The organism is Bradyrhizobium sp. SZCCHNR1043 (assembly GCF_032489675.1).
In the GTDB taxonomy this organism is placed as follows: Bacteria; Pseudomonadota; Alphaproteobacteria; order Rhizobiales; family Xanthobacteraceae; genus Bradyrhizobium.
The window spans coordinates 176,880-201,360 of sequence record NZ_JAUEYN010000012.1; the positions used below are offsets into that span (position 1 = coordinate 176,880).

Below are 24,481 nucleotides of genomic sequence, written 5' to 3' on the forward strand. Positions count from 1 at the left end.
GAGGGGGGTCTTAGAGCGTGTTGAGCGGCACTTTCAGGAAGCGCCGGCCGTCCTGATCGGGCGTCGGCAGCCGTCCCGCCTTCATGTTCACCTGCAACGACGGGATGATCAGCTTGGGCATGTCCAAGGTGCGGTCGCGCGCCTCGCGGGCGGCGACGAACTGATCCTCGGTGATGCCGTCGCGGACGTGGATGTTGTGCGCGCGCTGCTCGGCCACTGTCGTTTCCCAGCGAATGTCGCGGCCGTTTGGACCGTAGTCGTGGCACATGAACAGCCGCGTCGCGTCAGGCAGCTCCAGCACCCGGCGGATCGAGCGATACAGGGTGCGGGCATCGCCGCCGGGAAAGTCGGCACGTGCCGAGCCGCCGTCCGGCATGAACAGCGTGTCGCCGACGAAGGCGGCGTCTCCGATTACATGAGTCATGCAGGCCGGCGTGTGCCCCGGCGTGTGCATGGCGAAGGCAGTCATTGCGCCGATCCGGTAGGTATCGCCATCATGGAACAGGCGGTCGAACTGGCTGCCGTCGCGCTGAAACTCGGTGCCTTCGTTGAAGATCTTTCCGAACGTCTCCTGCACCATCCTGATATTGGCGCCGATGCCGATCCTGCCGCCCAGCCTTGATTGGATGTAGGGCGCCGCCGACAGATGGTCGGCATGGACATGGGTCTCGATCAGCCAGTCCAGTTGCCAGCCGCGATCCTCGATCAGGCGAATGATCTTGTCGGCGGAATGGGGCGCGATGCGACCCGAGGCATAGTCGATGTCCATGACCGAATCGATCACGGCACAGGCCCGCGAGCCTGGGTCCTTGACCACGTAGCTGACGGTGTTGGTGGCGGGATCGAAGAACGGTGTGACCTCGGGTTTCACCGACAGGTCGACCGGATGTGGAATGCCGGACATTCAAGCCTCCCTCATTCTGAAGCGACCGCGGCGAGCGAGGGCCGGCGGCTCGCGAGCATGCGGGCTGCGGCCATTCCGATCATCATGGCCGTGACGAACAGGACGATGGCAGGCGAGCCGTAGCCGAGCGCCACGAAGGCCGGGCCCGGGCAGATGCCGGCGAGGCCCCAGCCGATGCCAAAGACGGCAGGGCCGGTTGCGATCCGCCAATCCAGCGTCTGCGAGGATGGCAGGTGGAATTGGTCACCGAGGACGGGACGCCGGCGCCGGAAAACCAGTCGAAAGCCGGCGAAGGTGACCCCGACCGCTCCAGCCATCACGAGGATCAGGCTCGGATCCCAGCCGCCGGAGCGGATCGCCGCGACATCGAGAAAGTTGAGCACCTTCTCCGGATTGGACATGCCTGAGAGCAGCAACCCGAGACCGAAGACGAGGCCGACGATGAACTGGATGAAGATGATCATGGCGTCTCACAGCACGTGGCGAACGAGGAAGGTGGTCGCGACCGCGGTGGCCATGAATATCAGCGTGGCGACGATCGAGCGCGGCGACAGGCTGGCGATGCCGCAGACGCCATGACCCGAGGTGCAGCCGTTGCCCCAGACCGCCCCGAAGCCGACCAGCAGTCCGGCTGCAACCATATCTATCGGACCGACCTCCAGCTTCAGCGGCGGCAGGCTCCCGCTGACGATGCGGACTGCAAGGGCGGCCGCGACCAGCCCTCCTACGAAGGCGAGCCGACCAGCGAGCGCGCCGTCCCAGGGCGGCAACAGCCGCGCGGCAATGCCGCTGACGCCGGCGATGCGGCCGGTCAGGCCCATCAGCATGACGGCTGCAGCGCCGATGAGGGCGCCGCCTGCGAGCGCCGTAACCGCCGTATACTCCGTGATCATATCGTCCTTGATTCCCTCGTCGGGGGCATGTTGCAATCGGCTGTCATGTGCATTATTGCATATATACGAAATTGAAGAAGTAACAATGATGACAACACAGGCCAGGCGCAAAACCCGCGAGACCATGGTGGCGGCGCTCGACGACAAGGCGGAGGAGGCGGCCGGCCTGCTCGCTGCCATGGCGAATTCGAAGCGCCTCATGGTGCTCTGCAACCTCATCGACGGCGAGCGCGCAGTCGGCGATCTCGCCGAGCAGGTCGGGTTGCGACAGGCGGCGCTGTCGCAGCATCTCGCCAAGATGCGCGCGCTCGATCTCGTCGCCACCCGGCGCGATGGCCAGACCATCTACTATCGGCTGGCGAGCCGCGAGGTCCGCGAGATCCTGCAGACGCTGTATCGGCTGTATTGCGCCTGATCAGCGCGCCTGCTGCCACAGGCGCGTGAGTGGGCCACCCGCGCCGAGCACGGGATCGGTCGCGGGCATCGGCACCTCCGGGATCGTCTTCAATGCGCGCGCGGTTTTCCGGCGTCGGCCGCGTGACCTGCATCTTCGGTCCGGGCGGATAGGCGCCGACGATGCAGAAATCGCTGCTGGCAGCGATGCATTGATGCCCAGTGCCGGCCGGCAGGATGGCGACGTCGCCGGGCCTGAGCTCCAGCTCCTGGCCCTGATCGCCGCCGAAGCGGACCCGCGCCGTTCCGCCGGCGACACCCAGCGCCTCATGCACGGTCGCATGATAGTGCACATAGTCGTAGACGCCGTTGCGCCACATGTCGCCCCAGCCATTGGCGGCGAACACGCCCTCGATGTCGGCCGCCGGATCGGCGCCGTCCAGATCGATGACGGCCTTGTAGACCAGGAACGGCATCGGATTATTGGGCACCAGGCCGTCATCCGCGAACACGATGCTGAGCGGTTCGATCGACTTGACGCGGGGCGAGGGGGCGGCAGGCATGGCGACCTCGGAACAAACGGATGGGGCCTCGCCCTATCAACCGGCCCGCGCGGCCGCCGTTCCAGCTCACACCTTGGGCAGTTCGAACACCAGGCAAGTCGTGGTGGCATGCGCCAGCAGGCGTTCTTGCGAATCGACGATGCGTGCCTCGGCGGTCGCGGCGCGGCGTCCGAACGATAGCGTCCTGCCCTCCGTTCTCACGATGCCGGTGGCCTCGGTCATTGCCTTGATGAAGGAGACCTTGAATTCCAGCGTGGTGTAACCGCTGCCCTGCGGGCACATCGTGTGGACGGCGAGCCCCATCGCGGAATCCAGCAGGATCGCGGCGTAGCCGCCATGCACCGAACCGATCGGATTATAATGCCGCAAGGCCGGCACGCTGTGCATGACGACCTGGCCGGGCTCGGCGCTGCAGTCGAACGGCGCGACCGTCTGCATGATCGGCGGCTGCGGCAAAGTCCCGGCAAAGATGCCGCGCACGAAATCGAGCCCGGGCATCGAGGCCAGCGCCGCCAGGGGCACCACGCCGAATTCAGCGCGCGAATCCATCTCGCTCATATCGTCGATCTCCAATGTATGATGATCATCATATGAATGTGGTGCGAAAAGATCGAGGGCAAAACAGATGCCGGCGATCACAAGATTGCGGACAGAAAAATGCCCGGGACCAGCCCGGGCATTTCGAATCGTGTCCAGCTGCCGACCTCAGGCCGCGCTGCGCTTCTTTTCGCGCATCAGCTCGGCGAAGCGCTGAAACAGATAGTGCGAGTCGCGCGGGCCGGGCGACGCTTCCGGGTGGTACTGCACGGAGAACACCGGCTTGCCCTCGAGCTGGATGCCGCAATTCGAGCCGTCGAACAGCGAGATGTGGGTCTGCGTCGCGCCCGATGGCAGCGTGTCCTGGTCGACCGCGAAGCCATGGTTCATCGAGGTGATCTCGACCTTGCCGGTGGTCTCGTCCTTGACCGGATGATTGGCGCCGTGATGGCCCTGATGCATCTTCTTGGTCTTGGCGCCGACCGCAAGCCCGAGCATCTGATGGCCGAGGCAGATGCCGAAGGTCGGCGTGCCCGACGAAATCACTTGCTGAATGACCGGCACGGCATATTTGCCGGTCGCCGCGGGATCACCCGGTCCGTTCGACAGGAACACGCCGTCCGGCTTCATCGCGAGGATGTCCTCGGCGGACGTCGTGGCCGGCACCACGGTCACCTTGCAGCCGACGCCGGCGAGCAGGCGCAGGATGTTGCGCTTGATGCCGTAGTCGATCGCGACGACGTTGAATTCCGGATTGGTCTGTTGGCCGAAGCCCACGTTCCACACCCAGGGGGTCTCGTCCCAGGTGAAGCGCTGGGCGGAGGTCACCATCGGCACCAGGTCCATGCCCTCCAGCCCCGGCCACTCCCGCGCTTCCTTCTTCAGGGCGTCGAGGTCGAAATTGCCGTCCCTGGCATGCGCGATCACAGCGTTCGGCATGCCCTTGGAGCGGATCAGCGCAGTCAGCGCCCTTGTGTCGATGCCGGACAGCCCGATGATGCCGCGCGCGCGCAGCCACTGGTCGAGATGGCGCGTCGCGCGATAATTTGAGGGGTCGGTGATCGCGGTGCGCAGGATCACCCCGCGCGCGCCCGGCGTCGCCGCCATGTTCACCGTCTCGATATCCTCGTCGTTGGTGCCGACATTGCCGATATGCGGGAAAGTGAAGGTGATGAGCTGGCCGGCATAGGAAGGATCGGTGAGGATCTCCTCGTAGCCGGTCATTGCGGTGTTGAAGCAGACCTCGCCCACGGCGTGGCCTTCGGCGCCGAGGCCGTAGCCTTCCAGCACCGTTCCATCGGCGAGCACGAGGAGCGCGGTCGGTTTATGGTCCGGCCAGGCGGCGTCAGTATCGATGTGTGTCATGAGGCCTCTACATAGTGCCCCTGGCGCGCGGCGTCAAAGCGGGAAGCGGCCGATTCACACGCGATATCGGTCAATTTGGCTGGAGTTTCGAGGCATCCGACCGGAACGGATGCGGAACCGTGTTGTTTCGGGTGGGCGAACCGCCTAGACCAGCGCCAATGGATTTTGAGAGGGCGAGATCATGCTGCGTGACGACATCAACAATGCGGTCAAGGAGGCGATGAAGGCCAAGGACGAGCGCAAGCTGTCCACCCTTCGCATGGTGAACTCGACCTTGAAGAATGCCGACATCGCGGCGCGCGGCGAAGGCAAGCCGCCCTTGACCGACGCCGACGTGCTCGCCGTGCTGCAGAAGATGATCAAGCAGCGTCAGGAGTCGGTCGAGCTGTATGAAAAGGGCGGCCGCGCCGAACTCGCCGCGGGCGAGCGCGAGGAGATCGCGGTCATCTCGGCCTATCTGCCGAAGCAGATGAGCGACGATGAGGTGAAGTCGGCCATCTCCTCCGCCGTCGCTGAGACCGGCGCCGCCGGCATGAAGGACATGGGCAAGGTGATCGGCGTGCTGAAGGCGAAGTACACGGGACAGATGGATTTTGCCAAGGCGAGCGCGCTGGTGAAGGCGGCGCTGTCGGGCTAGGCCGCGCGAAGCGCCGAGCCGCCCCACATCGTCGTGCCCGGGCTTGTCCCGGGCATCCACGTCTTTAAGACTATCATCAAGAGTAAAGACGTGGATGGCCGGGCCGTCGCCGCGCCGAAGGGGCTTCGGCCCCGCAGGCGGGTCTTCGCTCGGCCATGACGGAGAGAACAATGCTCAAGGAAACGTCCGACTACGACCAGCTCACTCGCGACTTCCGCTGGGACATTCCGGCGCAGTTCAACATCGCGGTCGCGACCTGCGATCGCCACGCCGACGGCTCCGCCCGCCTCGCGCTGGTCGTCGTCGAGGAGGACGGCGCCGCCCGGCGCGTCTCATTCGATGAGCTGCGCGATTACTCCTGTCGCTTCGCCAACGTATTGAAGGCCGATGGTCTCGCGCAGGGCGACCGCGTCGCGGTGTTCCTGTCGCAGTCGCTGGAGCTGCCGATCGTCCATCTGGCGGCGTTCCGCGCCGGTCTCGTCTCCGTGCCGCTGTTCACGCTGTTCGGCGAGGACGCGCTGCAATTCCGGCTGCAGAATTCCGGCGCCAAGGTCGTCGTCACCGACGCCACGGGCCTTGCGAAGCTTGCGCGCATTCGCGACCACCTGCCGGAGCTCAAGACGATCTATGTCACTGACGGCGACGGCCTCGGCGCCCGAGCCTTCTGGCCGACGCTGGAGCGCGCCTCGGATCAATTCCCGACCGTCGCCACGTCGAGCGACGACCCTGCCATCATCATCTACACGTCGGGTACGACCGGAAATCCCAAGGGCGCGCTGCACGCCCATCGCGTACTGCTCGGCCACCTGCCCAATGTCGAGATGGTGCACGGCTTCCTGCCGAAGCCCGGCGACGTCATGTGGACGCCGGCGGATTGGGCGTGGATCGGCGGCCTGTTCGACGCGCTGTTTCCCGCATGGTATCACGCGATCCCGGTGATCGGTTATCGCGCCAGGAAATTCGAGCCGCAGGCCGCAATGCAACTGATGGCGGACTACGGCGTCCGCAACGTGTTCCTGCCCCCGACCGCGCTGAAGTTGATGCGCCAGGCCAATGTCAAGCACGAGGGCGTCAAGCTGCGCAGCATCCTCACCGGCGGCGAGTCGCTCGGCGCCGAGCTGCTCGACTGGGTGCGCGCGACCTTCGGCATCGATGCGCACGAGATCTACGGCCAGACCGAATGCAATCTCGTCGTCGGCAACAATGCGAGGCTGTTTCCGATCCGGCCGGGCTCGATGGGCAAGGCGACGCCGGGCTTCGAGGTTCTGATCGTTAACGACAAGGGCGAGGAGCTGCCGCGCGGAGAGAGGGGCATCATCGGCGTGCGCCAGCCCAATCCCTGTACCATGATCGAATACTGGCGCAATCCGGAGGCGACGCAGAAGAAGTTCGCTCGTGACGTGCTGCTGACCGGCGATCTCGGCACCCAGGATGACGACGGCTATTTCTGGTATGCGAGCCGCGAGGACGACGTCATCACGTCGGCCGGCTATCGCATCGGCCCGGCCGAGATCGAGGACACGCTGCTCAAGCACCCGGCAGTCGCGTTGGCGGCCGTCGTCGGCATTCCCGACCCGGTGCGCACCGAGGCCATCAAGGCGTGGATCGTGCTGCGGCCCGGCTTCGTTGCAAATGACACTCTGTCGCGCGACATCCAGGACTTCGTCAAGGTCAAGCTCGCTGCGCATGAATACCCACGCCACGTTGAATTCACCGATACCCTGCCGATGACGGCGACCGGCAAGGTGCTGAGGCGCGAGTTGCGGGCGCGGGGGTAGGGCGAGCTTGCTGCCGTGCGAGCCCGATGGCGCGGCTTGCGAGGCTCCCCCCGCTTGGTGACGAGCACGGGTCCAACAACATGCGTCGGATGCGGCCGCGCCTGACCCTAGCTCTCGCCCCGTAAGGACGGGGGAGAGGACCTGCGGCGCCGCGCGGCTTCGCATCTCGCCTCACGGGACGCCAGGGCTTAGACCCTGTCCGCTGCCTACAAGTTGAAATTGAAATCCTCGCCCTACCGCTGTTAGCATCATCGCCAACAAGAACAGTCAGGAGGGTACGCCGATGACCGCATCCGTCTCGGGACGATCCGATCCCGTGGTGCGCCGCATCACGACGGCCGATATCGCCGAAGCCTTGACGCAAGGCCTCCGTGATTTTCAGGCTCAGCCCATGTTCGGCCTTGCTTTCGGGCTGATCTACGTGCTCGGCGGCATCAGCATCGTGCTGTGCGTCACCGCGTTCGGCATGGTCTACCTGGCCTATCCGCTGGCCGCGGGCTTTGCGCTGATCGGCCCGTTCGTCGCGATCGGTCTCTACGAGGTCAGTCGCCGCCGCGAGCTCGGCCAGCCGATCACCTATGGCGCGATCTGGCGCACGATCACGTCACGCGGCGAGATTGCCTGGATGGCGTTCGTGACGCTATTTTTCTTCATTATCTGGATGTACCAGGTGCGCCTCCTGATCGCGCTGCTGCTCGGGCTCAATGCCTCGTTCTCCAGCATCAAGGAGTTCATGACGGTGGTGCTGACGACCAACGAGGGTCTGCTCTTCCTGGCGATCGGCAATCTCGACGGCGCCGCCCTGTCGCTGGTGCTGTTCTCGCTCACGGTCGTATCGTTTCCGCTGCTGCTGGAGCGCGACGTCGATTTCGTGACGGCGATGATCACCAGCGTGCGCGCGGTCGTGACCAGTCCCGGCCCGATGATCGGCTGGGCCGCCGTCATCACCGTGCTGCTGATCATCTCGGCATTGCCGTACTTCCTGGGGCTGCTGGTCACTGTGCCGGTGCTGGGCCATGCGAGCTGGCATCTGTACCGCCGGATCGTAGCTCCGGCGTAAGGCCAGGACTGCCGCGACGATCGCACGGGTTTGGTTCGAACCGCGGCTCGCCAATGGTCGGCCGGTCCCAATGTCGGAGAAGGATGATGCCGGATAACGTCGCCTTGTTTGCCGCGATCGTCCTATTGCTGCCGATGTTCTATCTGCTGCTGGCCGCGCCGGCGTTCCTGCTGGTGCGGCTCGACATCGTGCCGGTCACCCGGCTCCTGCGCGGCATGTTCGACTCCTACTTCGTGGCGCTTTCGATCGCCGGCGGCATCGGCACACTCGCCGTGCTGGCCGACGGCCGTCCCGTTCTGGGGCTGGGCATTGGCTTGATCGCGGCGTTCGCGCTGGTCTCGCGCCGCTGGTTTCTGCAGCAGATGGACGCGCGCATCCGCGACAGGGATTCCGGCGATACGACGGCCGTGCGCCGGCTGCGGTGGCTGCATTGGGGGGGCATGCTGGGCAATGCGGTCCAGGTCGGCGCCGTCCTCGCCAGCATCCCACAGATCGCCGCGGTGTCGTAGCAGGCCTTGTCGTTTAAGGCACTGCAATCCCCATCGCCTTCAGGGCCGCCAGCATGCGCGTCGGCGGTGTCATCTTCACCGCGAGCGGCTTGCCCGTCTCGAGCACGCTCTTGAGGCTCGACAGGATGGCCGGCCAGCCCTGGCGTCCGCCGGACAGGATGTCGTCGGAGAGCGGCCGCTCGTGCGCTTCAGTCATCGTGAGACGGACGGCGTCGCCGGCCGGTTCGATCTCATAGGTCACGAGCGTGCGGCCCAGTGCCTCGACGAGGCCGGGCCAGTTGACGTCCCACGTGACGATCAGCCGGTGCGGCGGCTCGCAGACGATCACCTGGCCGCTGATGTGTTCGGAGCCGTCCGGCGCGCGCACGATGAAGGCGCCACCCGCCCTCAGCTCGGCTTCAACCGCGAAGCCGAAGAAATATTGCCGGCTGAACTCGGCCGAGGTCAGCGCCTGCCACACCTTCTCAGGGCTGGCGGCGATGTAGATCGTGTAGACGGTGGCGGGCCTGAACTTTGCAAGATCCATCGCTCAGACTCCTTTGCCGAGCGCTGACATCGGGATCGCCAGCGCCGTTCCGGTCTCCAGCAGACTTTTTAGGCCGGACAGGATCGCGGGCCAGCCGTTGGAAACCGCATCGAGCAATCTCCCCGCTCCTTCGAAGCCTTCATGCGTCAGGGTCAGCTTGACGGAGTTGCCGTGCTGTTCGATCGCGAACACGACCTTGGTCGGCTGCTCGTTGCGAAACTCGTCTTTCAGGACGTGCTGGAAAGTGTAGGAGAGCCGGCGTGGCGGATCGAACTCCAGAATCTGGCCGACATCCGTCGTCATCCCGTCGGTCACCAGCGTGAACGGCGAGCCGACGCGCCAATCGGAATGCAGTTCGGTGCCGAACCAGTAGCGCTTCGCGAATTCGTTTGATGTCAGCGCTTCCCACAATTTCTCGGGCGTCGTCGCGATATACGTGACGTAGACGAATTCGGGCTTACTCATCGCGCTCCTCCAATTGCCGCTTCAACTCGCTGAGCGCGGCGAGCTTGCCGCGCTCGAATTTCTTGATCCAGCGCTCCCCGATGTGATGGATCGGCACCGGATTGAGATAGTGCAGCTTCTCGCGGCCATGCCGGATCGTCGCGACCAGATTGGCCGCTTCCAGAATGGCAAGGTGCTTGGTCACGGCCTGTCGCGTCATCGCGAGGCCGTCGCAGAGTTCGGTCAGGGTTTGCCCGTTCCGCGCGTGGAGCCTGTCGAGCAGGGCGCGTCGTGAGCCGTCCGCAAGCGCCTTGAAGACATCATCCATGTGAGAAAGAATAGGCAACAAAATGGTTGCATGTCAAGAGCGCTGCGGTGTGGATCGCGCGAGGAAAAGCGGGCTTCCCTCTGCAGACATGTCGTGCATTAGTGAGCGCCTCATTCGCATCGAGGCGCCTCATGTCCCTGCAAGTCTATCTCGCCTTCGTCGCCGCCTGCATCGGGCTCGCGCTGCTGCCGGGTCCCGTCGTGACGCTGCTGATCGCCAACGGTCTGCGCCACGGGACCCGCGCCGCGCTCATCAATATCGCCGGTGTGCAGACCGGGCTGGCGATCGCGATCGGCATCGTCGCCGTCGGCCTGACGTCGCTGATGGCCACGATGGGCTATTGGTTCGAATGGGTGCGGCTGATCGGTGCGGCCTATCTGGTGTGGCTCGGCATTCAGCTCATCCGCTCGCCGATCGAGGGGATCTCTGCGGGCGAGGCGCCGCCACCGCCGCCGCGCGGCGGCTTTTTCCTGCAGGGGCTGCTGGTGCTGCTCTCGAACCCGAAGGTGATGGTGTTCTTCGGCGCGTTCCTGCCGCAGTTCATGGACATGAGCCGGGATCACGTGCCGCAGGTCGGTTTGCTCGGCGTCACCTTCATGTTGATTGCGGGTCTCACCGACGCGATCTATGCGCTGCTCGCGGGCCGTGCGCGAAAACTGTTCTCGGCCAGGCGGACCCGGCTGGTGTCGCGCATCTCCGGCGGCTTCATGATCGGCGGCGGCGTGTGGCTGGCGCTGACGCGGGCGCGCTGACGAGCTCGCCTCCGCAGCCCCAGCCTCCCTTCCATCATCCTTCGAGGCGCCGGCCCTCGGCGGGCTCCTCAGGATGAGGGCAAATTCGCCGCGCAGTCAAAAAAACTCCTGGTGAGGAGCGCCGCGCGTGGCGCGTCTCCGGACGATGCTTCGCATCGCCGGGAGAACAATGAGGCCGCGCTGACACCAGACCGGTCTGCGACCGACTCGAGATTCTGCGGCGGTCGCCTTACAGGCTGATCGTTCCCTTCACCACCGGCGCGACGTCACCGCCGATCCAGATCGTCTCGCCGTCCTGCGCGACATGGACGCGGCCGGCGCGGCCGAGAACCGTGCCCTGGGAAGCGACATATTGCTTCGGAGCAATTCCGGTTCCGATCAGCCATTGCGCCAGACTTGCATTGAGGCTGCCCGTCACCGGGTCCTCGCCGCCACCCCACATGAAGCCGCGTACCTCGTAGTCGGCCTCCGGTCCATCCTGCGCCCGATCCCATGGCGCAACCACGCCGATCGGCTGTTGCGGCAGCGCCGCCGGATTGAAGCGGATGTCGAGCAGCGCGCGGCGCGAGTCGATCAGCACGCCGATCCAGCCCGGGCCGTTGTCGACCCACTGCACGGCGCGCACTGTGCTCGATTGGATGCCGAGCGCTGCTGCGATCTTGCTCGTCAGCTCGGCATCGACGGCGCCGGAGCGCCTGAGCGGCGGGGCTGCGAAGGCGAGCCGGTCTCCGTCACGCTTGATGCGCACGAGACCCGCGCCGCATTCCTGCACCACATGCTCGCCCTTCGGCCGGCCGCCGAGCGCGAGCCATACGTGGCACGAGCCGAGCGTCGGATGGCCCGCAAAAGGCAGCTCGCGCTGCGGGGTGAAGATGCGCACGCGATAATCGGCGCCCGGATTCTGAGCGCGTGACAGGAAGGTCGTCTCGGACAGGTTGGTCCAGTTGGCGATCGCCCGCATCGCCGCATCGTCGAGGCCGTCGGCCTCGGCGATCACGGCAAGCGGGTTGCCCTTGAAGGCGACCTTGGAGAACACGTCGACTTGATGGAACGGAAGCATCGGCATGGCTGTGTCCTCCCAGGTCTCGTTGTCAGTCGCGCCAGAACGGCTTGTTGGCCTCTTCCTGGACGATCGCCGGATCAAGGCCGCAATCACGCATCTGTTCGCGATCGAGCATCGCCAGTTCGGACCGCCAGAACAGGCGCTGCAGCCAGAGTTGCGGCACCCCGAGCAAATTGCTCTTTCCATGGGCAACTTGCGGAGTTGCCCAACGCTGCGCCAGGGAATATGCCATGAGTCACCTATTGCTCTTCAATTGCGTTGTTCGAAGAGCAATCGCGCAGTACATATCTCGGTGCAATCGAAACATTGCTCTCGGTGCAATATAGCATGAATGCTTCGTATACGGTCCTGGTGGACGACATCGCCGAGGACATCGCCAACGGCAGGCTGAAGGCCGGCGACCGGCTGCCGCCGCAGCGCCAGTTTGCCTACGAGCGAGGAATTGCCGCCTCCACGGCAGCCCGTGTCTATGCCGAATTGTTGCGCAGGGGCCTGGTCGTGGGCGAGGTCGGGCGCGGCACTTTCGTCGCAGGAGAGGCGGTGCCGGTGCCGCCCTCGCTGCGGCTGGAGCCGTTCGACGGCCGCATCGATCTCGAGTTCAATTTTCCGACACTGCCCGACCAGGCGGCCATGATCGCGAAATCGATGGCGGTCTGGCAGCGGCCGGAGAAGCTCGCGCCGGTGCTGGCGCCGATCACGCAGCGCCGGCTGGCCGAGGCCGGGCGCACCGCTGCGGCCTTCTTCGCGAGCGAGCGCTGGCGCCCGCGTGCGGAGAACTTTGTCTTCGCCGGCAGCGGACGGCAGTCGCTGGCTGCGGCGATCTCGGCGCTGGTGCCGGTCGGTGGCCGGCTCGGCGTCGAGGCCGTGACCTATCCGATGATCAAGGGCATCGCGGCGCGGCTCGGCGTGACCCTGGTGCCGCTCGCGATGGACGGCGAGGGCGTCCGCCCGGACGCGCTGACCAAGGCGCATCGCAGCAGTGCGCTCAACGCGATCTACATCCAGCCGGTGATGCAGAATCCGCTCGGCCTGACGATGAGCGAGGCGAGGCGCGAGGAGATCGTGCGTCTGGTGCGCAAGCACGAGCTGATGATCATCGAGGATCTGGTCTACGGCTTCCTCAGCGATCAGGTCTCGCTGGCGACGCAGGCCGAGGAGCGCGTCGTCGTGGTCGACAGCCTTGCCAAGCGGCTGGCGCCGGGCATCGCCGTCGGCTTCCTGTACGTCCCCTCGACCATGCGCGAAAAATTCGCCGCCACGGTGCGCACCGGGGCGTGGTCGGTGACGTCGCTGGCCCTGGCCGCCGGCATGGGGCTGCTCGCCGACGGCACGGCGGCCGAGATCACCAGGCGCAAGCGTGCCGATGCGCTGGTGCGCCAGGCGATCGTCGCCGAGTGCCTCGCCGGTCATCACATCGAGGCTGATCCGCGCTCCTATCATGTCTGGCTGCATCTGCCGGAGGGCTGGCGCGCCGAAGCCTTGACGGCCGCTACGGCCCGCGCCGGCATCGCGATCACGCCGGCGAGCGCGTTTGCGGTGGCGCATGGCCATTCACCGAATGCGGTGCGGCTCGCGCTCGGCCTGCCGAGCCATGACGATCTGCGCACGGCGCTGTGGCGGCTCGCGGGCCTGCTCGCGCATCACGACGCCTCCGACATGACGGAGTAGCGGACTACGCGAGACCCTTGCTGCGCAGTTCGACCTCGATCTCGCCGAGAATGCGGATCAGCCGCTCGGCCCAGCGCTGCTGGCCCTCGGGCTCGGCGATTTCGTTCTGACGAATCTCGATGCCGGAATTGATCAGCCCGCGCGCCTCGCCATGCACGGGGATGGTGTAGTCGGTGCCGTCGCCGACCGCATAGGGCTGGTTGTCGCCCACCACGAGATCGGGCTCGGCCCGCAGCGCCTTCAACAGCAGCGGCGGCAGCACCCGGTCGTGCTGGTACAGCGTGCCGATGTGCCAGGGCCGCGCGATGCCGGCATAGACAGGCGTGAAGCTGTGCAGCGAGACGAGGATGGTCGGCCGGCCGGCGGCCTTGCGCGCATCGAGCACGTCAGTGATCCGGTCGTGATAGGGATCGAAGACGACGCGCCGCCGCAGGTCGGCGTCCTCATGCGTCAGGCCCTCATTGCCGGGGATCGTGGTGCGCTCGCTGATCATCGGAATCGAGTTCGGCGCCTTCGGTGACCTGTTGCAGTCGATCACCAGACGCGAATAGCGCTGCGCCACCAGATGCGCATCGAGTGCCCGCGATACTTGCTCCGCGACCTCGGCAATGCCGATGTCCCAGGCGATGTGCCGCTCGAGCTCGCTTTCGGGCAGGCCGAGATCGCCGAGTGCGCGCGGCAGCAGGCGGCCGTAGTGATCGCACGTGAAGAACAAGGCCGACGCGCCACCGGCGTTGCGCTCGAGCACAGGCGGAACTTCGTCTGGCTGAAGGAGTAGATGAGTGTTGCTCGTGCCGGACACGGTCATGCTGCCTCTCGTTGCTTCATGAAGCGGCAGACCGATCTCGGATTGGGCAGACAGATGAGGATTTGGCCGGCGGACATCATGATGGTCGCCCAAACGATGCTGATTCTGGCGATCATTCACAAGACAGAAGTTCGCAATGGGCCTACGGTCCGGGCTGGATGAGGCTGGCGCATCGTGCCGCCCGAACGAGGCAGGGAGGCTTCATGCTGATCAAGGTTGGATTCGAGATCGCCTATGCGGCCCCGGCGGCGACGCCGATGGTGATCATGCTGTCGATCCATCCGTCGCGCTTTCCGGACATCGTCGGCACCGAGACGATCACGACAGAGCCGAAGGTGCCGATCAAGTTCTACAACGACAGCTTCGGCAATCTCTGTGGACGCCTGGTGGCGCCGGCCGGCGGGGTCACCTTCCATGGCAGCGCCATCGTCCGCGACAGTGGGCGGCCGGACGCCATCGATCCCGGCGCCCAGCAACTGCCGATCGAACAATTGCCCGATGAGCTTCTGCTGTATCTGATGCCGAGCCGCTATTGCGAGACCGACAAGCTGGCCGAGGTCGCGTGGTCGTTGTTCGGCCGTGCGCCGGCGGGATGGGCGCGCGTGCAGGCGATCTGCGACTTCGTGCACAGCCACGTCACCTTCGGCTATGAGCACGCCCACGCCATGAAGTCGGCGCACGACGTCTATCAGCAGCGCGCCGGCGTCTGCCGCGACTTCGCCCACCTCGCGCTGACCTTCTGCCGCTGCATGGGCATTCCGGCGCGCTATTGCACCGGTTATCTCGGCGACATCGGCGTGCCGCCGGATCCGGTCCCGATGGATTTCTCGGGCTGGTTCGAGGTCTATCTCTCGGGCCGGTGGTACACGTTCGATGCCCGCCACAACGTCCCGCGCATTGGTCGCATCCTGATGGCGACCGGACGGGACGCCGCCGACGTCGCGCTGTCGACCTCGTTTGGCCTGATGACCCTGACCAAATTTCACGTCGTCAGCGACGAGATCATGGCTGCCTGAGCGGAGCAGGGCGCGGCCGGGCGCTTCGCATCACCGGCGATCGCCGCTATAGACGGGCCATGACCACCGATCTGCTCTTCGTCTACGGCACTCTGATGCGTGGCTTCGACCATCCGATGGCGCGGCTGCTGTCGGCCAATGCCGATTTCGTCGCCGAGGCCAGCTGCCGCGGCCGGCTCTACCGCATCCAGCACTATCCCGGCCTGGTGCTGTCGGACAATGCCGCCGATATCGTGCATGGCGAGCTGTTCCGGCTGCGCCAGCCCGGGCCCATGCTGCGCGAGTTCGACATGTACGAGGCCTGCGGCGAGGGTTTTGAGCAGCCGACCGAATATCTGCGCCAGCGCCTCGCCGTGACGCTGGCCGACGGCAGCGTCAGCCAAGCCTGGACCTATGTCTACAACTGGCCGGTGGACGAAGCCGGCCGCATCGTCTCGGGGCGCTTCCTGGCGCCGTGACCCGGTCTCTCCACGCGGTCATTCCGGGCTCGCCCTGCGGGCGCCCCGGAATGACCGGAGGATCGAGCTGGCCTGTGAATAGCCCGGACAAGCCGGAGGAAGTTCACATTTCGTACACGGGTGCCTATATGCCTAGGCCATCACCACAGGACCTCCGCCCCGCTCATGGCCCGCTTCACGCCGGAATTTCTCGATGAGCTGCGCGCCCGGCTTCCGGTCTCGGACGTCGTCGGCAAGCGCGTCAAGCTCAAGAAGGCGGGGCGCGAGTGGAAGGGCCTGTCGCCGTTCCAGCAGGAGAAGACGCCGTCCTTCTACGTCAACGACCAGAAGGGTTTTTATCACGACTTCTCCTCCGGCAAGCACGGCAACATCTTCGACTTCGTGATGGAGACTGAGGGCTGCAGCTTCCCCGAAGCCGTCGAGCGGCTGGCGGGAATCGCCGGCCTGGCGCTGCCCGCGGTCACGCCCGATGCGGCGCGCCAGGAGCGGCAGCGCAAGACGCTGTACGACGTGATGGAGCTGGCGGCGAAGTTCTTTTCTGACACGCTGGCGTCCCGTCATGGCGCGCGCGCCCGCGGCTATCTTGCCGATCGCGCGATCCTGCCGCAGACGCAGCTCCAATTCCGGCTTGGCTACGCGCCGCCGGATCGGTTCGGCTTGAAGGAATATCTCGGCGCCCAGGGCGTGCCGGTGGCCGACATGGTCGAGGCGGGATTGCTGGTCGGTGGCGACGACATTCCGGTGCCCTACGACCGCTTCCGCGACCGCGTGATGTTCCCGATCACAGACCTCCGCGGCCGCGTCATCGCCTTCGGCGGCCGCGCGCTGCAGAAGGACGTGCCGGCGAAATATCTCAACTCGCCGGAGACGCCGCTCTTCCACAAGGGCGACAACCTCTACAATCTCCCCAGCGCCCGCCAGGCCGCGCATAATGGCGCGCCGATGATCGTCGTCGAGGGCTATGTCGACGTCATCGCGCTGGTGGCGGCCGGCTTTGCCGGCGCCGTGGCGCCGCTCGGCACCGCGCTGACCGAGAGCCAGCTTTCGCTGATCTGGAAGATGGTCGACGAGCCGATCCTCTGTTTCGACGGCGACCGCGCCGGGCAGAAGGCGGCCTATCGCGCCGCGGACCTTGCTTTGCCGCATCTCAAGCCCGGCAAGAGTCTCCGCTTCGCGCTGCTGCCGGAAGGACAGGATCCCGACGACCTCGTCCGCTCCGGCGGCCGCGGCGCGGTCGAGGAGGTGCTCAAAGTCGCAAAGCCGCTGGCCGAGGTGATCTGGTCGCGCGAGGTCGAGGGCGGCAGCTTCAACACGCCGGAGCGCCGTGCCGCGCTGGAGGCGCGGATCGGCCAGCTCACCGGCGGCATCGCCGACGAGGTGGTACGGCGCTACTACAAGCAGGACCTCAGCGACCGGCTGTACCGGGCCTTCGCCCCGGACGGCGGCCGGGGCTTTGGCCGCGGCTACGGTGCCGAATCAGGACGGCGGTTTGGCCCCCGCAGTCCCGGTTCCGGACAATCGGGGCGGTTATCCACAGGGGGCGGCCGCCGCGGCGGACCGCCATCCACAGGCCCGGTGATGGCCCGCGGCCCCTACCAGGCGGCCAGCCCGCAGCTCGCCATGAGCCCGATCATGCGCGGCCAGCGCTCGGCGATCTCGCGCCGGGAGGCCCTGATCCTGCAGTGCCTGATCAACCACCCTTGGCTCCTGCACGATCACCTGGAGGAGGTCGCCGCGCTGGAGCTGGCCCATCCCGAGGCGCACAAGCTCCGCGCTGCCGTCATCGCCGCCTTCGCCCACGACCACCACCATTCGCCGGACCCGGACGAGCAGGCCGAGAAGATGCGGGCCGATCTGGAGAAGTCTGGCTTTTCTGAGCTTCTTCAACGGGTTGAGCGGGCGATCACGACCGCGGCGGTGTGGGCGACCAAGTCGGGGGCGGCGCGCGATGACGTTCTTGCGACCTGGCATCAGCTTGTTGCCTTGCATCGGCAATGGCACTCCTTACTTAGGGAATTGAAGGATGCCGAGCTGGCGCTGGGCGAGGAGCCGAGCGAGCCGAACATGGGCTGGTTGAGGGACGTGAAGGCCAGGATGGCCGAGATGGACGGTACCGAAGCGCTGATCGAAGGCTTCGGGGAACTGTCCGGACGGACCAACCGCAACGTGTAGACTGGACGCCCGGCGCCCAGTCGCCAGTTGAGCACATTTCGGCCCGGTCCGCCCGCGCGGTATCAGGTCCGCGCGAAAAGACTCGCCAAATCCATGGTTTGGCTGCAAAAATAGGGTTAATCGAAGTTTAAGAGGTCCGGGGCATTTTCTGCAGCAGATGGGTTGGTTTCGCTGTCGGACACCGCGCCTGCATGTCGGGCGCCGGATTCGATTGCAAAACCGGTATCGCTTTTGCAAGAAACGCGCGCCGGTCCGAAAACGGGACGACACCAGCGACAGACTTCAGGGGGTGGCGACGTTAAAAGTGCGCCGCCCTTTCCGCGTCGAGAACAGTTTGAGTAGAGCAGGCGGGCGCCGCAATGCCAAGGGCGAAGATGCCATGGGCGGAGCGGGCGCGTTTCGGGAGCAATGAATGGCCACGAAGGCAAAGACGCTGCAGGTGAAGGACAAGGAAAAGGACGACAAGGCGGCCGACGCTCCCGAGAAGGACGCCGCCGATGCGCCTTCGCCGTTGCTCGACCTGTCGGACGCCGCCGTCAAGAAGATGATCAAGCAGGCCAAGAAGCGCGGCTTCGTGACCTTTGATCAGCTCAACGAGGTCCTGCCTTCCGACACCACCTCGCCGGAACAGATCGAAGACATCATGTCGATGCTCTCCGACATGGGCATCAACGTGACCGAGGCCGAGGAGGCCGACGACTCCGACGAGAAGGACGACGGCGAGGACGAGACCGACAACGAGCTCGTCGAGATCACCCAGAAGGCCGTCACCGAGGTCAAGAAGTCGGAGCCCGGCGAGCGCACCGACGATCCCGTGCGCATGTATCTGCGCGAGATGGGCACCGTCGAGCTGCTGTCGCGCGAGGGCGAAATCGCCATCGCCAAGCGCATCGAGGCCGGCCGCGAGGCGATGATCGCGGGCCTCTGCGAAAGCCCGCTGACGTTCCAGGCCATCATCATCTGGCGCGACGAGCTCAACGAAGGCAAGATCTTCCTTCGCGACATCATCGATCTCGAAGCCACCTATGCCGGCCCTGAGGCCAAGGGCGGCATGAATCCGCAGATCGCCGCGCCCGTGAATGGCGAGGGCGCTCCGGCCGAGGGCGGCGACGTCCAGGCCGCGGTGGCGCCGCCGGCCGCCCCGCAGCAGCCGACCCCGTTCCGTGCCGCGCCGAACGGCGCGCCCGCCGAGGAGAAGGACCCCGGCGAGGCGGCGGCCGAAGCCGACATGGACGACGACGAATTCGAGAACCAGATGTCGCTCGCGGCCATCGAGGCCGAGCTGAAGCCGAAGGTCGTCGAGACCTTCGACAAGATCGCGTCCGAGTACAAGAAGCTGCGCCGCCTGCAGGAGCAGGACATCGCCAACCAGCTGCAGAGCGAGTCGCTGTCGCCGTCGCAGGAGCGCAAGTACAAGAAGCTCAAGGACGAGATCATCGTCGAGGTGAAGTCGCTGCGCCTCAACCAGGCCCGCATCGACTCGCTGGTCGAGCAGCTCTACGACATCAACAAGAAGCTGGTCTCGTTCGAGAGCCGGCTGATGCGCCTGGCCGACTCCCACGGCGTGGCGCGCGAGGACTTTCTGCGCAACTACCAGGGCTCGGAGCTCGATCCGCGCTGGCTCAACCGCGTCTCGAAGCTTTCCGCAAAAGGCTGGAAGAACTTCGTCCATTACGAGAAGGACCGCATCAAGGATCTGCGTCAGGAGGTGCAGGCGATGGCCGCGCTCACCGGTCTCGAGATCGGCGAGTTCCGCAAGATCGTGCACTCGGTGCAGAAGGGCGAGCGCGAGGCCCGTCAGGCCAAGAAGGAGATGGTGGAAGCCAACCTCCGTCTGGTGATCTCGATCGCCAAGAAGTACACCAACCGCGGCCTGCAGTTCCTCGACCTGATCCAGGAAGGCAACATCGGCCTGATGAAGGCGGTCGACAAGTTCGAGTATCGCCGCGGCTACAAGTTCTCGACCTACGCCACCTGGTGGATCCGGCAGGCGATCACCCGCTCGATCGCCGACCAGGCCCGCACCATCCGCATCCCCGTGCACATGATCGAGACGATCAACAAGATCGTCCGCACCTCGCGCCAGATGCTGAACGAGATCGGCCGCGAGCCGACCCCGGAGGAGCTCGCCGAGAAGCTCGGCATGCCGCTCGAGAAGGTGCGCAAGGTCCTGAAGATCGCCAAGGAGCCGCTCTCGCTCGAAACCCCCGTGGGTGACGAGGAGGACTCTCATCTCGGCGACTTCATCGAGGACAAGAACGCGATCCTGCCGATCGACGCCGCGATCCAGTCGAACTTGCGCGAAACCACCACCCGCGTGCTGGCCTCGCTCACCCCGCGCGAGGAGCGCGTCCTCCGCATGCGCTTCGGCATCGGCATGAACACTGACCACACGCTGGAAGAAGTCGGCCAGCAGTTCTCGGTGACCAGAGAGCGCATCCGCCAGATCGAAGCGAAGGCGCTGCGGAAGCTGAAGCATCCGAGCCGGTCGCGGAAGCTGCGGAGCTTCTTGGATAACTGATTGACGTTCGATCTTTGTCGTCATTGCCGGGCTTGACCCGGCAATCCATCGAGACATCAACGGCGGGCCGAAGGGCCCGTCTTTTTGTTTGTTCTGCACATGGCTCCAGCGCACGAAAGAAGAGCTTCCCATGTCCTCGACTCTCTTCGCGACAATGCGCCTGCTCGACAAACTCGGGCTTCACTTTTTCATCGAACGAACGCGCCCCGATACGATCCGGCTGTCCGCGACACTGGTCGGAGAAAGGATCGAGATCGACGTCTTCGAAGACGATCATCTTGAATTTGGCCGTTTCCGCGGCGACGAGAGCGTCGAAAGTGGCTACGAGGAGCTGATGCTCTTTTTGCAATCTCAAGCGGAGTAAGCATGCGCATCCAAGGATCACTGGACGCGGTGCCCGCGTAGTTCGTGTTGCATACTTTAGTTGTCGGTCATTGCGAGCGAAGCGAAGCAATCCAGGGCTGCGCGCACGACTCTGGATTGCTTCGCTTCGCTCGCAATGACGAAGGGCGGCGTCGAGGTGTCACGGTTGGGCCGACACGACGTCGTGTCCGCAAATGTCCGGATCCTTGCCGCAATTGGCCGAACTTTGCGCACACGGCGTTGGGCGATCGACTGCTAGGAATCGGCTTCTCACCGGACGTCTATTCCCATGCATGATGACGAGTTCTCATCGGCCGCAGCGCACGCTAGCGCCGCCGCGATCTGGGCGCCGCTGCGTCCCTTCATTGCCGCCGAAGCTCGGCTCGCTGCGCGCGCGGCGGAGACGCCCTGGACCGCAGCCCTCTACGAATTCCTCCGCTTCGGCGTGAAGCAGGGCTGGGCCTGCTTGTTCGGCGGCATCGCGGTGGCGCTGATGCTGCTGACGTGGCAGTTCTATCCGGCGACCGCGCCGCTCGCGCGCTATGATTTCCTCTTTCTCTGCATGCTCGCGGTGCAGGCCGCATTGCTCGCCACAAGGCTCGAGACCTGGGAGGAGGCGAAGATCATCCTGATCTATCACCTCGTCGGGACAGTGATGGAGCTGTTCAAGACCGCGACCGGCTCCTGGATCTATCCCGAGCCGAGCCTCATCCGGCTCGGCGGTGTGCCGCTGTTCTCCGGCTTCATGTATTCCTGCATCGGCAGCTATCTCTGCCGCGTCTGGCGCCTGTTCGACTTCCGCTTCACCGGCCATCCGTCACGGCGTTGGCTGATCGGCTTGAGCGCGGCGATCTACCTCAACTTCTTCACTGACCACTATGGGCTCGATCTGAGATTTGTGCTGTTCGGTTGGGCTACGCTTTTGTTCGCGCCCGCGACGGTTCACTTCAAGGTCTGGCGCGTGCACCGCGCGATGCCGCTGCTGCTCGGGCTTTTCCTGGTGTCGCTGTTCATCTGGCTGTCGGAGAACGTCGGCACCTTCACGCGGGTCTGGCTCTATCCGCAGCAGGCGCATGGCTGGACCATGGTGTCGCCGGCCAAGCTCGGCTCGTGGTTTCTGCTGCTGATCATCAGCTACACGCTGGTCAGCCTGATCGACCGGCCGAGGGAGATGGACGCTGGCGACAGCGCTCTGTTGCCGGAGCGCGAGAAGCAAGCGGCATAGCGCACTGCCGTAGGGTGGGCAAAGGCGCTGGTACGGTGGTTAGGCTGGGGACAGTGTGGCGCGCCGTGCCCACCGAGTGTCGCGGCAGGCACCTGATGGTGGGCACGCGCTGCGTGCTTTGCCCACCCTACGGCAGCGCGGCTGAGCTACTTCTTCTTCGCCCCGACGCGTTCCAGCGACTTGATCTGAAGCGGCGGGCGGCCGGATTTTTCGGCGATGTCGCGGTCCTGCTCCATGATGAAGCCGCGCGCGGGCTCGTCGCCGTCGAGGCCGCCGAGCAGCTCGGCCGGGACGCGGCGGTTGGAGCGCTGCGAGCCGTCCTCGTAGGTCACGTTGAAGAAGGCGAATTCGCCTTTGGGATTGGAGCCGGGTTTTTTCGCCATGGATGGCGCTTTACGGCGGCGGGGCCGGTCCGGTCAATGCCAGAAAATGCTTATCCGCTGCCCGAATTTGACTTTTTTGTCATATGGTTTTCGCGGAATCGGCGGGGCAGCCAGAGCGATCACGGACCGGCCGGCGGGGTCCCGAAACTCCTCGATTTTGCCGGATGAAAGTGCGTTCATCGTGGACGTCTCACCCCGCCGCGAATGCAGCCCATGTCGATGCCCCAACTCACCATCTGGTACAACACGCGCTGCCCGGTCTGCGACGCCGGCATCGACTGGCAGCGCAACAAGCTCCTGGCGCTGGTGAAGTCGGGGCGGGTCGTGTTCAAGGACATCAACGAGGAGCCGCAGGCGCTGGCTGAGTTCGGTGTCGACGTCGACGACGTCCGCCGCCGCCTGCACGCCACCGACGAGGAGGGGGAGCTGATCACCGGCGCCGACGTGGCGCTGCTGCTGTGGGCGCTGACGCCCGGCGAGGGCTGGCTCGCCACGCTGTTCGGCAACCGCCTGGTGCGCCCGCTGACGCGCTTCGGCTACGACCGGTTTGCGGATGTGCTGTTCGCCTGGAACAAGCGCAGGGGGCATTGGTGAGGCGACGATTGAGAGGATCTCGCGCCGAGCTCAGCCTTTCACCTCTCCCCGCAAGCGGGGCGAGGGAGCGCACCGTCTGTGCAGCAACAGTTCGACTCTAACGCCGCCGCACCTTGACCTGGGCATGCACCCGCGTGCCGCCGCTCGGACCGTCCTCATCATCACTGCGGCCGAGCGCCATGATCGCGGTGCCCATCGCGGTCGAGCCGAAGGTGACGAAGAACGAGCCGAGCAAGAGGCCGATGGCGACGCCGGGCGAGTGGTCGGCGAAGATCAGGTGACGCAGGCCCCAGGGATCGAGCAGCAGCAATCCGCCGACCAGCACCACGGCCATGCCGAGGCCGAGCGCGAGGTTGATCGCGAGCAGGCGGAACAGAGGGATCTGGAGCAATCGGCGCTGGCGTTGATTGTGCTGCATCGGCGATCTCCCGAGGGATCGTGAACGACAATGATATCGTAGCATCGACGGCGGCAGGCTCAAGGCCCGAGCCGCCCGGGACGGACATGGCTGCGTCGCGGCGAGGGCGCGTCGTTTCGGGACAGGCTGGATCGAACGTGAGGTGCGGAGAGGGGGCTGCTTGCCGTGGTTGCCTGCTGACCTCGTCGGGATACGAGCCGTGATCTCACCTCACGCCGTCAATCCGGGACGCTCGCGCCAGCGAGCGAGCCCGGAATCTCGAGCTTGGTATGCAGATGCGTTCCTCAGCTCCAGATTCCAGGCTCGCTCTCTCCGCGGCAAATCAGCTTTGCTGATTTGCTGCTACGCGAGCGCCCCGGAATGACGGAACAAGGCGCCATGCTCAACACCACAGACTCAAATCGACGGCCGCCTCTGTCGCGTAAACCTCGGCCCACCGCAGCCCTCACGCCGCCTCGCCCTCCGCCACGCCATGCTGCCTGGCGATCACGCTCTGCCAGACGCTGGCGATGGCACGTTGCGTCTCCGGGGCGATCAGGCAGTGGCCCTCATTGTCGAAGCCGCAGAGGCGCACCGAGGGATCGTGCCTCACCTCGATCAGCGCCTTGTTGATCATCTCCAGCGACGCCATCACCTGGCCGATGTTCTGCAGCCGCGTGTGATGCAGGATGTCGATCAGGCGGAACATCATGATCGGCGGCTGGCCCATCGCAATGCCCGGCCGGCCGAACTCGAAGAACACGTTCACCGCCGGCAGCGCGCTCTGGATCTGCGCCAGGACCTTCGCCGCATCCTCGACGCTGCAGGCGACGAGATGCGTGCTCTGGGCGGGGAGGGCAGGCGTCGGCGGCGCCTCCGGGCCGAGCCCGAGGCCCGACAGCACCTGATGCTCGATCCAGCGCCGCACCTCCGGTGGCGCCGAGCGGATCTGGTCGGCAGACAGCGTAATCCCGATCATGGCGTCGTCTCCATTCCGGCCGTGGATCTTAGGGAGGCATGATGGCGCGGTGTTGACGAGGATCAAGCGGGGGCGATGGAAGCTGCAGGCAGGGGGTGATCATGCATCTTGCCGCGTGCGCAGTGTACGCCTCCCCGCTTGTGGG

The 24,481-nt window shown here is 65.4% G+C and carries 28 protein-coding genes and 1 pseudogene; 14 read left to right on the forward strand and 15 right to left on the reverse strand.

Going from position 1 to position 24,481, the window contains the following annotated elements; all coding sequences use genetic code 11:
* Positions 1-10: 10 nt before the first annotated feature.
* Genes QX039_RS22005 through QX039_RS22015 form a run of 3 tightly spaced genes read right to left on the reverse strand, consistent with a single transcriptional unit; the run spans position 11 to position 1,998 of the window.
* Positions 11-904, reverse strand: a complete 894-nt coding sequence (locus QX039_RS22005) for an MBL fold metallo-hydrolase (RefSeq protein WP_315772347.1) — start codon at positions 902-904, stop codon at positions 11-13.
* 11 nt (positions 905-915) lie between these two features.
* Positions 916-1,368, reverse strand: coding sequence for a DUF6691 family protein (locus tag QX039_RS22010; protein WP_315772349.1), 453 nt, complete (start codon positions 1,366-1,368; stop codon positions 916-918).
* Between the two features lie 6 nt (positions 1,369-1,374).
* Positions 1,375-1,998, reverse strand: coding sequence for a YeeE/YedE family protein (locus tag QX039_RS22015; protein WP_315772350.1), 624 nt, complete (start codon positions 1,996-1,998; stop codon positions 1,375-1,377).
* On the opposite strand from QX039_RS22015, the gene QX039_RS22020 reads away from it, so the two are divergent.
* Positions 1,886-2,212 (forward strand): metalloregulator ArsR/SmtB family transcription factor, encoded by a 327-nt coding sequence (locus QX039_RS22020; RefSeq protein WP_315758820.1) that lies wholly within the window; start codon positions 1,886-1,888, stop codon positions 2,210-2,212. The two genes, QX039_RS22015 and QX039_RS22020, sit on opposite strands and share 113 nt — an antisense overlap.
* On the opposite strand, the pseudogene QX039_RS22025 reads toward QX039_RS22020, so the two are convergent.
* From QX039_RS22025 to carA, 3 genes and pseudogenes are all read right to left on the reverse strand, one after another.
* Positions 2,213-2,753 (reverse strand): annotated as a pseudogene (locus QX039_RS22025) (cupin domain-containing protein).
* 66 nt (positions 2,754-2,819) lie between these two features.
* On the reverse strand, positions 2,820-3,311 hold the full coding sequence (locus QX039_RS22030) for a PaaI family thioesterase (protein WP_315772416.1): 492 nt from the start codon (positions 3,309-3,311) through the stop codon (positions 2,820-2,822).
* Positions 3,312-3,458: 147 nt separating this feature from the next.
* Positions 3,459-4,655 (reverse strand): glutamine-hydrolyzing carbamoyl-phosphate synthase small subunit, encoded by a 1,197-nt coding sequence (carA, locus tag QX039_RS22035; protein ID WP_315772351.1) that lies wholly within the window; start codon positions 4,653-4,655, stop codon positions 3,459-3,461.
* A 181-nt stretch (positions 4,656-4,836) separates the two neighbouring features.
* On the opposite strand from carA, the gene QX039_RS22040 reads away from it, so the two are divergent.
* The 4 genes from QX039_RS22040 (at position 4,837) to QX039_RS22055 (ending at position 8,639) form a co-directional block, all read left to right on the forward strand.
* Entirely contained in the window at positions 4,837-5,292 is a 456-nt protein-coding gene (locus QX039_RS22040) for a GatB/YqeY domain-containing protein (RefSeq protein ID WP_315736383.1), read from the forward strand.
* Between the two features lie 170 nt (positions 5,293-5,462).
* Positions 5,463-7,070, forward strand: coding sequence for an acyl-CoA synthetase (locus QX039_RS22045; protein ID WP_315772352.1), 1,608 nt, complete (start codon positions 5,463-5,465; stop codon positions 7,068-7,070).
* A 283-nt stretch (positions 7,071-7,353) separates the two neighbouring features.
* Positions 7,354-8,130: a DUF2189 domain-containing protein gene (locus QX039_RS22050; RefSeq protein WP_315736385.1), complete on the forward strand. Its 777-nt coding sequence runs from the start codon at positions 7,354-7,356 to the stop codon at positions 8,128-8,130.
* An 86-nt stretch (positions 8,131-8,216) separates the two neighbouring features.
* Positions 8,217-8,639: a hypothetical protein gene (locus tag QX039_RS22055; RefSeq protein WP_315736386.1), complete on the forward strand. Its 423-nt coding sequence runs from the start codon at positions 8,217-8,219 to the stop codon at positions 8,637-8,639.
* A gap of 13 nt (positions 8,640-8,652) precedes the next feature.
* Here QX039_RS22055 and QX039_RS22060 read toward each other — a convergent pair whose 3' ends face one another.
* From QX039_RS22060 to QX039_RS22070, 3 genes are read right to left on the reverse strand one after another with little or no spacing between them, the layout of a single operon-like run.
* Positions 8,653-9,165 carry an SRPBCC family protein gene (locus QX039_RS22060; protein WP_315736387.1) on the reverse strand — a complete coding sequence of 171 codons (513 nt, stop codon included), beginning with the start codon at positions 9,163-9,165 and terminating at the stop codon, positions 8,653-8,655.
* Between the two features lie 3 nt (positions 9,166-9,168).
* Positions 9,169-9,630, reverse strand: a complete 462-nt coding sequence (locus QX039_RS22065; RefSeq protein WP_315736388.1) for an SRPBCC family protein — start codon at positions 9,628-9,630, stop codon at positions 9,169-9,171.
* The gene (locus QX039_RS22070; RefSeq protein ID WP_315717502.1) at positions 9,623-9,937 is read right to left on the reverse strand and encodes a helix-turn-helix domain-containing protein; all 315 of its coding nucleotides are present in this window, start codon (positions 9,935-9,937) and stop codon (positions 9,623-9,625) included. The genes QX039_RS22065 and QX039_RS22070 overlap by 8 nt, the downstream gene beginning before the upstream one ends.
* A gap of 131 nt (positions 9,938-10,068) precedes the next feature.
* Between QX039_RS22070 and QX039_RS22075 the strand changes: the two genes are divergently transcribed.
* Complete coding sequence (locus QX039_RS22075) at positions 10,069-10,689, forward strand: LysE family translocator (protein ID WP_315736389.1); 621 nt, start codon at positions 10,069-10,071, stop codon at positions 10,687-10,689.
* A gap of 229 nt (positions 10,690-10,918) precedes the next feature.
* On the opposite strand, the gene QX039_RS22080 is transcribed toward QX039_RS22075, so the two are convergent.
* A complete protein-coding gene (locus QX039_RS22080) occupies positions 10,919-11,755 on the reverse strand; it encodes a PhzF family phenazine biosynthesis protein (protein WP_315736390.1) in 837 nt (278 codons plus the stop codon).
* Between the two features lie 25 nt (positions 11,756-11,780).
* The gene (locus QX039_RS22085) at positions 11,781-11,924 is read right to left on the reverse strand and encodes a hypothetical protein (RefSeq protein WP_315737087.1); all 144 of its coding nucleotides are present in this window, start codon (positions 11,922-11,924) and stop codon (positions 11,781-11,783) included.
* An 86-nt stretch (positions 11,925-12,010) separates the two neighbouring features.
* Here QX039_RS22085 and QX039_RS22090 point away from each other — a divergent pair, with 86 nt between their 5' ends.
* On the forward strand, positions 12,011-13,420 hold the full coding sequence (locus tag QX039_RS22090; protein ID WP_315736391.1) for a PLP-dependent aminotransferase family protein: 1,410 nt from the start codon (positions 12,011-12,013) through the stop codon (positions 13,418-13,420).
* Positions 13,421-13,424: 4 nt separating this feature from the next.
* Here the strand turns inward: QX039_RS22090 and QX039_RS22095 are convergent, their stop codons facing one another.
* Positions 13,425-14,228: an N-formylglutamate amidohydrolase gene (locus tag QX039_RS22095; RefSeq protein WP_315736392.1), complete on the reverse strand. Its 804-nt coding sequence runs from the start codon at positions 14,226-14,228 to the stop codon at positions 13,425-13,427.
* A gap of 203 nt (positions 14,229-14,431) precedes the next feature.
* Between QX039_RS22095 and QX039_RS22100 the strand changes: the two genes are divergently transcribed.
* From QX039_RS22100 to QX039_RS22125, 6 genes are all read left to right on the forward strand, one after another.
* On the forward strand, positions 14,432-15,244 hold the full coding sequence (locus QX039_RS22100; RefSeq protein WP_315736393.1) for a transglutaminase family protein: 813 nt from the start codon (positions 14,432-14,434) through the stop codon (positions 15,242-15,244).
* 59 nt (positions 15,245-15,303) lie between these two features.
* A complete protein-coding gene (locus QX039_RS22105; protein WP_315736394.1) occupies positions 15,304-15,702 on the forward strand; it encodes a gamma-glutamylcyclotransferase family protein in 399 nt (132 codons plus the stop codon).
* A 165-nt stretch (positions 15,703-15,867) separates the two neighbouring features.
* Positions 15,868-17,874: a DNA primase gene (gene dnaG, locus QX039_RS22110; protein WP_315736395.1), complete on the forward strand. Its 2,007-nt coding sequence runs from the start codon at positions 15,868-15,870 to the stop codon at positions 17,872-17,874.
* A 412-nt stretch (positions 17,875-18,286) separates the two neighbouring features.
* Positions 18,287-20,395: an RNA polymerase sigma factor RpoD gene (rpoD, locus tag QX039_RS22115; RefSeq protein ID WP_315736396.1), complete on the forward strand. Its 2,109-nt coding sequence runs from the start codon at positions 18,287-18,289 to the stop codon at positions 20,393-20,395.
* A 130-nt stretch (positions 20,396-20,525) separates the two neighbouring features.
* Positions 20,526-20,759, forward strand: coding sequence for a hypothetical protein (locus tag QX039_RS22120; protein WP_315736397.1), 234 nt, complete (start codon positions 20,526-20,528; stop codon positions 20,757-20,759).
* 288 nt (positions 20,760-21,047) lie between these two features.
* A complete protein-coding gene (locus QX039_RS22125; protein ID WP_315736398.1) occupies positions 21,048-21,983 on the forward strand; it encodes a DUF817 domain-containing protein in 936 nt (311 codons plus the stop codon).
* Between the two features lie 146 nt (positions 21,984-22,129).
* Here QX039_RS22125 and QX039_RS22130 read toward each other — a convergent pair whose 3' ends face one another.
* Complete coding sequence (locus QX039_RS22130; RefSeq protein WP_008963614.1) at positions 22,130-22,366, reverse strand: hypothetical protein; 237 nt, start codon at positions 22,364-22,366, stop codon at positions 22,130-22,132.
* A gap of 219 nt (positions 22,367-22,585) precedes the next feature.
* On the opposite strand from QX039_RS22130, the gene QX039_RS22135 reads away from it, so the two are divergent.
* Positions 22,586-22,960, forward strand: a complete 375-nt coding sequence (locus QX039_RS22135) for a thiol-disulfide oxidoreductase DCC family protein (protein ID WP_315737048.1) — start codon at positions 22,586-22,588, stop codon at positions 22,958-22,960.
* A 97-nt stretch (positions 22,961-23,057) separates the two neighbouring features.
* On the opposite strand, the gene QX039_RS22140 is transcribed toward QX039_RS22135, so the two are convergent.
* Positions 23,058-23,378: a hypothetical protein gene (locus QX039_RS22140; protein WP_315736399.1), complete on the reverse strand. Its 321-nt coding sequence runs from the start codon at positions 23,376-23,378 to the stop codon at positions 23,058-23,060.
* 445 nt (positions 23,379-23,823) lie between these two features.
* Positions 23,824-24,336 (reverse strand): hypothetical protein, encoded by a 513-nt coding sequence (locus tag QX039_RS22145; protein ID WP_315736400.1) that lies wholly within the window; start codon positions 24,334-24,336, stop codon positions 23,824-23,826.
* Between the last annotated feature and the right edge of the window lie 145 nt (positions 24,337-24,481).

What these genes read in the sequence shown, in the direction of transcription:
- QX039_RS22005 (WP_315772347.1), bottom strand. Translation starts at nt 904, where the DNA reads ATGTCCGGCATTCCACATCCGGTCGACCTGTCGGTGAAACCCGAGGTC.
- QX039_RS22010 (WP_315772349.1), bottom strand. Translation starts at nt 1,368, where the DNA reads ATGATCATCTTCATCCAGTTCATCGTCGGCCTCGTCTTCGGTCTCGGG.
- QX039_RS22020 (WP_315758820.1), top strand. Translation starts at nt 1,886, where the DNA reads ATGACAACACAGGCCAGGCGCAAAACCCGCGAGACCATGGTGGCGGCG.
- QX039_RS22015 (WP_315772350.1), bottom strand. Translation starts at nt 1,998, where the DNA reads ATGAGGCGCTTCGAATTCGCCATGGCAGCGAGCAGGCCGGCCGCCTCC.
- QX039_RS22030 (WP_315772416.1), bottom strand. Translation starts at nt 3,311, where the DNA reads ATGAGCGAGATGGATTCGCGCGCTGAATTCGGCGTGGTGCCCCTGGCG.
- carA (WP_315772351.1), bottom strand. Translation starts at nt 4,655, where the DNA reads ATGACACACATCGATACTGACGCCGCCTGGCCGGACCATAAACCGACC.
- QX039_RS22040 (WP_315736383.1), top strand. Translation starts at nt 4,837, where the DNA reads ATGCTGCGTGACGACATCAACAATGCGGTCAAGGAGGCGATGAAGGCC.
- QX039_RS22045 (WP_315772352.1), top strand. Translation starts at nt 5,463, where the DNA reads ATGCTCAAGGAAACGTCCGACTACGACCAGCTCACTCGCGACTTCCGC.
- QX039_RS22050 (WP_315736385.1), top strand. Translation starts at nt 7,354, where the DNA reads ATGACCGCATCCGTCTCGGGACGATCCGATCCCGTGGTGCGCCGCATC.
- QX039_RS22055 (WP_315736386.1), top strand. Translation starts at nt 8,217, where the DNA reads ATGCCGGATAACGTCGCCTTGTTTGCCGCGATCGTCCTATTGCTGCCG.
- QX039_RS22060 (WP_315736387.1), bottom strand. Translation starts at nt 9,165, where the DNA reads ATGGATCTTGCAAAGTTCAGGCCCGCCACCGTCTACACGATCTACATC.
- QX039_RS22065 (WP_315736388.1), bottom strand. Translation starts at nt 9,630, where the DNA reads ATGAGTAAGCCCGAATTCGTCTACGTCACGTATATCGCGACGACGCCC.
- QX039_RS22070 (WP_315717502.1), bottom strand. Translation starts at nt 9,937, where the DNA reads ATGGATGATGTCTTCAAGGCGCTTGCGGACGGCTCACGACGCGCCCTG.
- QX039_RS22075 (WP_315736389.1), top strand. Translation starts at nt 10,069, where the DNA reads ATGTCCCTGCAAGTCTATCTCGCCTTCGTCGCCGCCTGCATCGGGCTC.
- QX039_RS22080 (WP_315736390.1), bottom strand. Translation starts at nt 11,755, where the DNA reads ATGCCGATGCTTCCGTTCCATCAAGTCGACGTGTTCTCCAAGGTCGCC.
- QX039_RS22095 (WP_315736392.1), bottom strand. Translation starts at nt 14,228, where the DNA reads ATGACCGTGTCCGGCACGAGCAACACTCATCTACTCCTTCAGCCAGAC.
- QX039_RS22100 (WP_315736393.1), top strand. Translation starts at nt 14,432, where the DNA reads ATGCTGATCAAGGTTGGATTCGAGATCGCCTATGCGGCCCCGGCGGCG.
- QX039_RS22105 (WP_315736394.1), top strand. Translation starts at nt 15,304, where the DNA reads ATGACCACCGATCTGCTCTTCGTCTACGGCACTCTGATGCGTGGCTTC.
- dnaG (WP_315736395.1), top strand. Translation starts at nt 15,868, where the DNA reads ATGGCCCGCTTCACGCCGGAATTTCTCGATGAGCTGCGCGCCCGGCTT.
- rpoD (WP_315736396.1), top strand. Translation starts at nt 18,287, where the DNA reads ATGGCCACGAAGGCAAAGACGCTGCAGGTGAAGGACAAGGAAAAGGAC.
- QX039_RS22120 (WP_315736397.1), top strand. Translation starts at nt 20,526, where the DNA reads ATGTCCTCGACTCTCTTCGCGACAATGCGCCTGCTCGACAAACTCGGG.
- QX039_RS22125 (WP_315736398.1), top strand. Translation starts at nt 21,048, where the DNA reads ATGCATGATGACGAGTTCTCATCGGCCGCAGCGCACGCTAGCGCCGCC.
- QX039_RS22130 (WP_008963614.1), bottom strand. Translation starts at nt 22,366, where the DNA reads ATGGCGAAAAAACCCGGCTCCAATCCCAAAGGCGAATTCGCCTTCTTC.
- QX039_RS22135 (WP_315737048.1), top strand. Translation starts at nt 22,586, where the DNA reads ATGCCCCAACTCACCATCTGGTACAACACGCGCTGCCCGGTCTGCGAC.
- QX039_RS22140 (WP_315736399.1), bottom strand. Translation starts at nt 23,378, where the DNA reads ATGCAGCACAATCAACGCCAGCGCCGATTGCTCCAGATCCCTCTGTTC.
- QX039_RS22145 (WP_315736400.1), bottom strand. Translation starts at nt 24,336, where the DNA reads ATGATCGGGATTACGCTGTCTGCCGACCAGATCCGCTCGGCGCCACCG.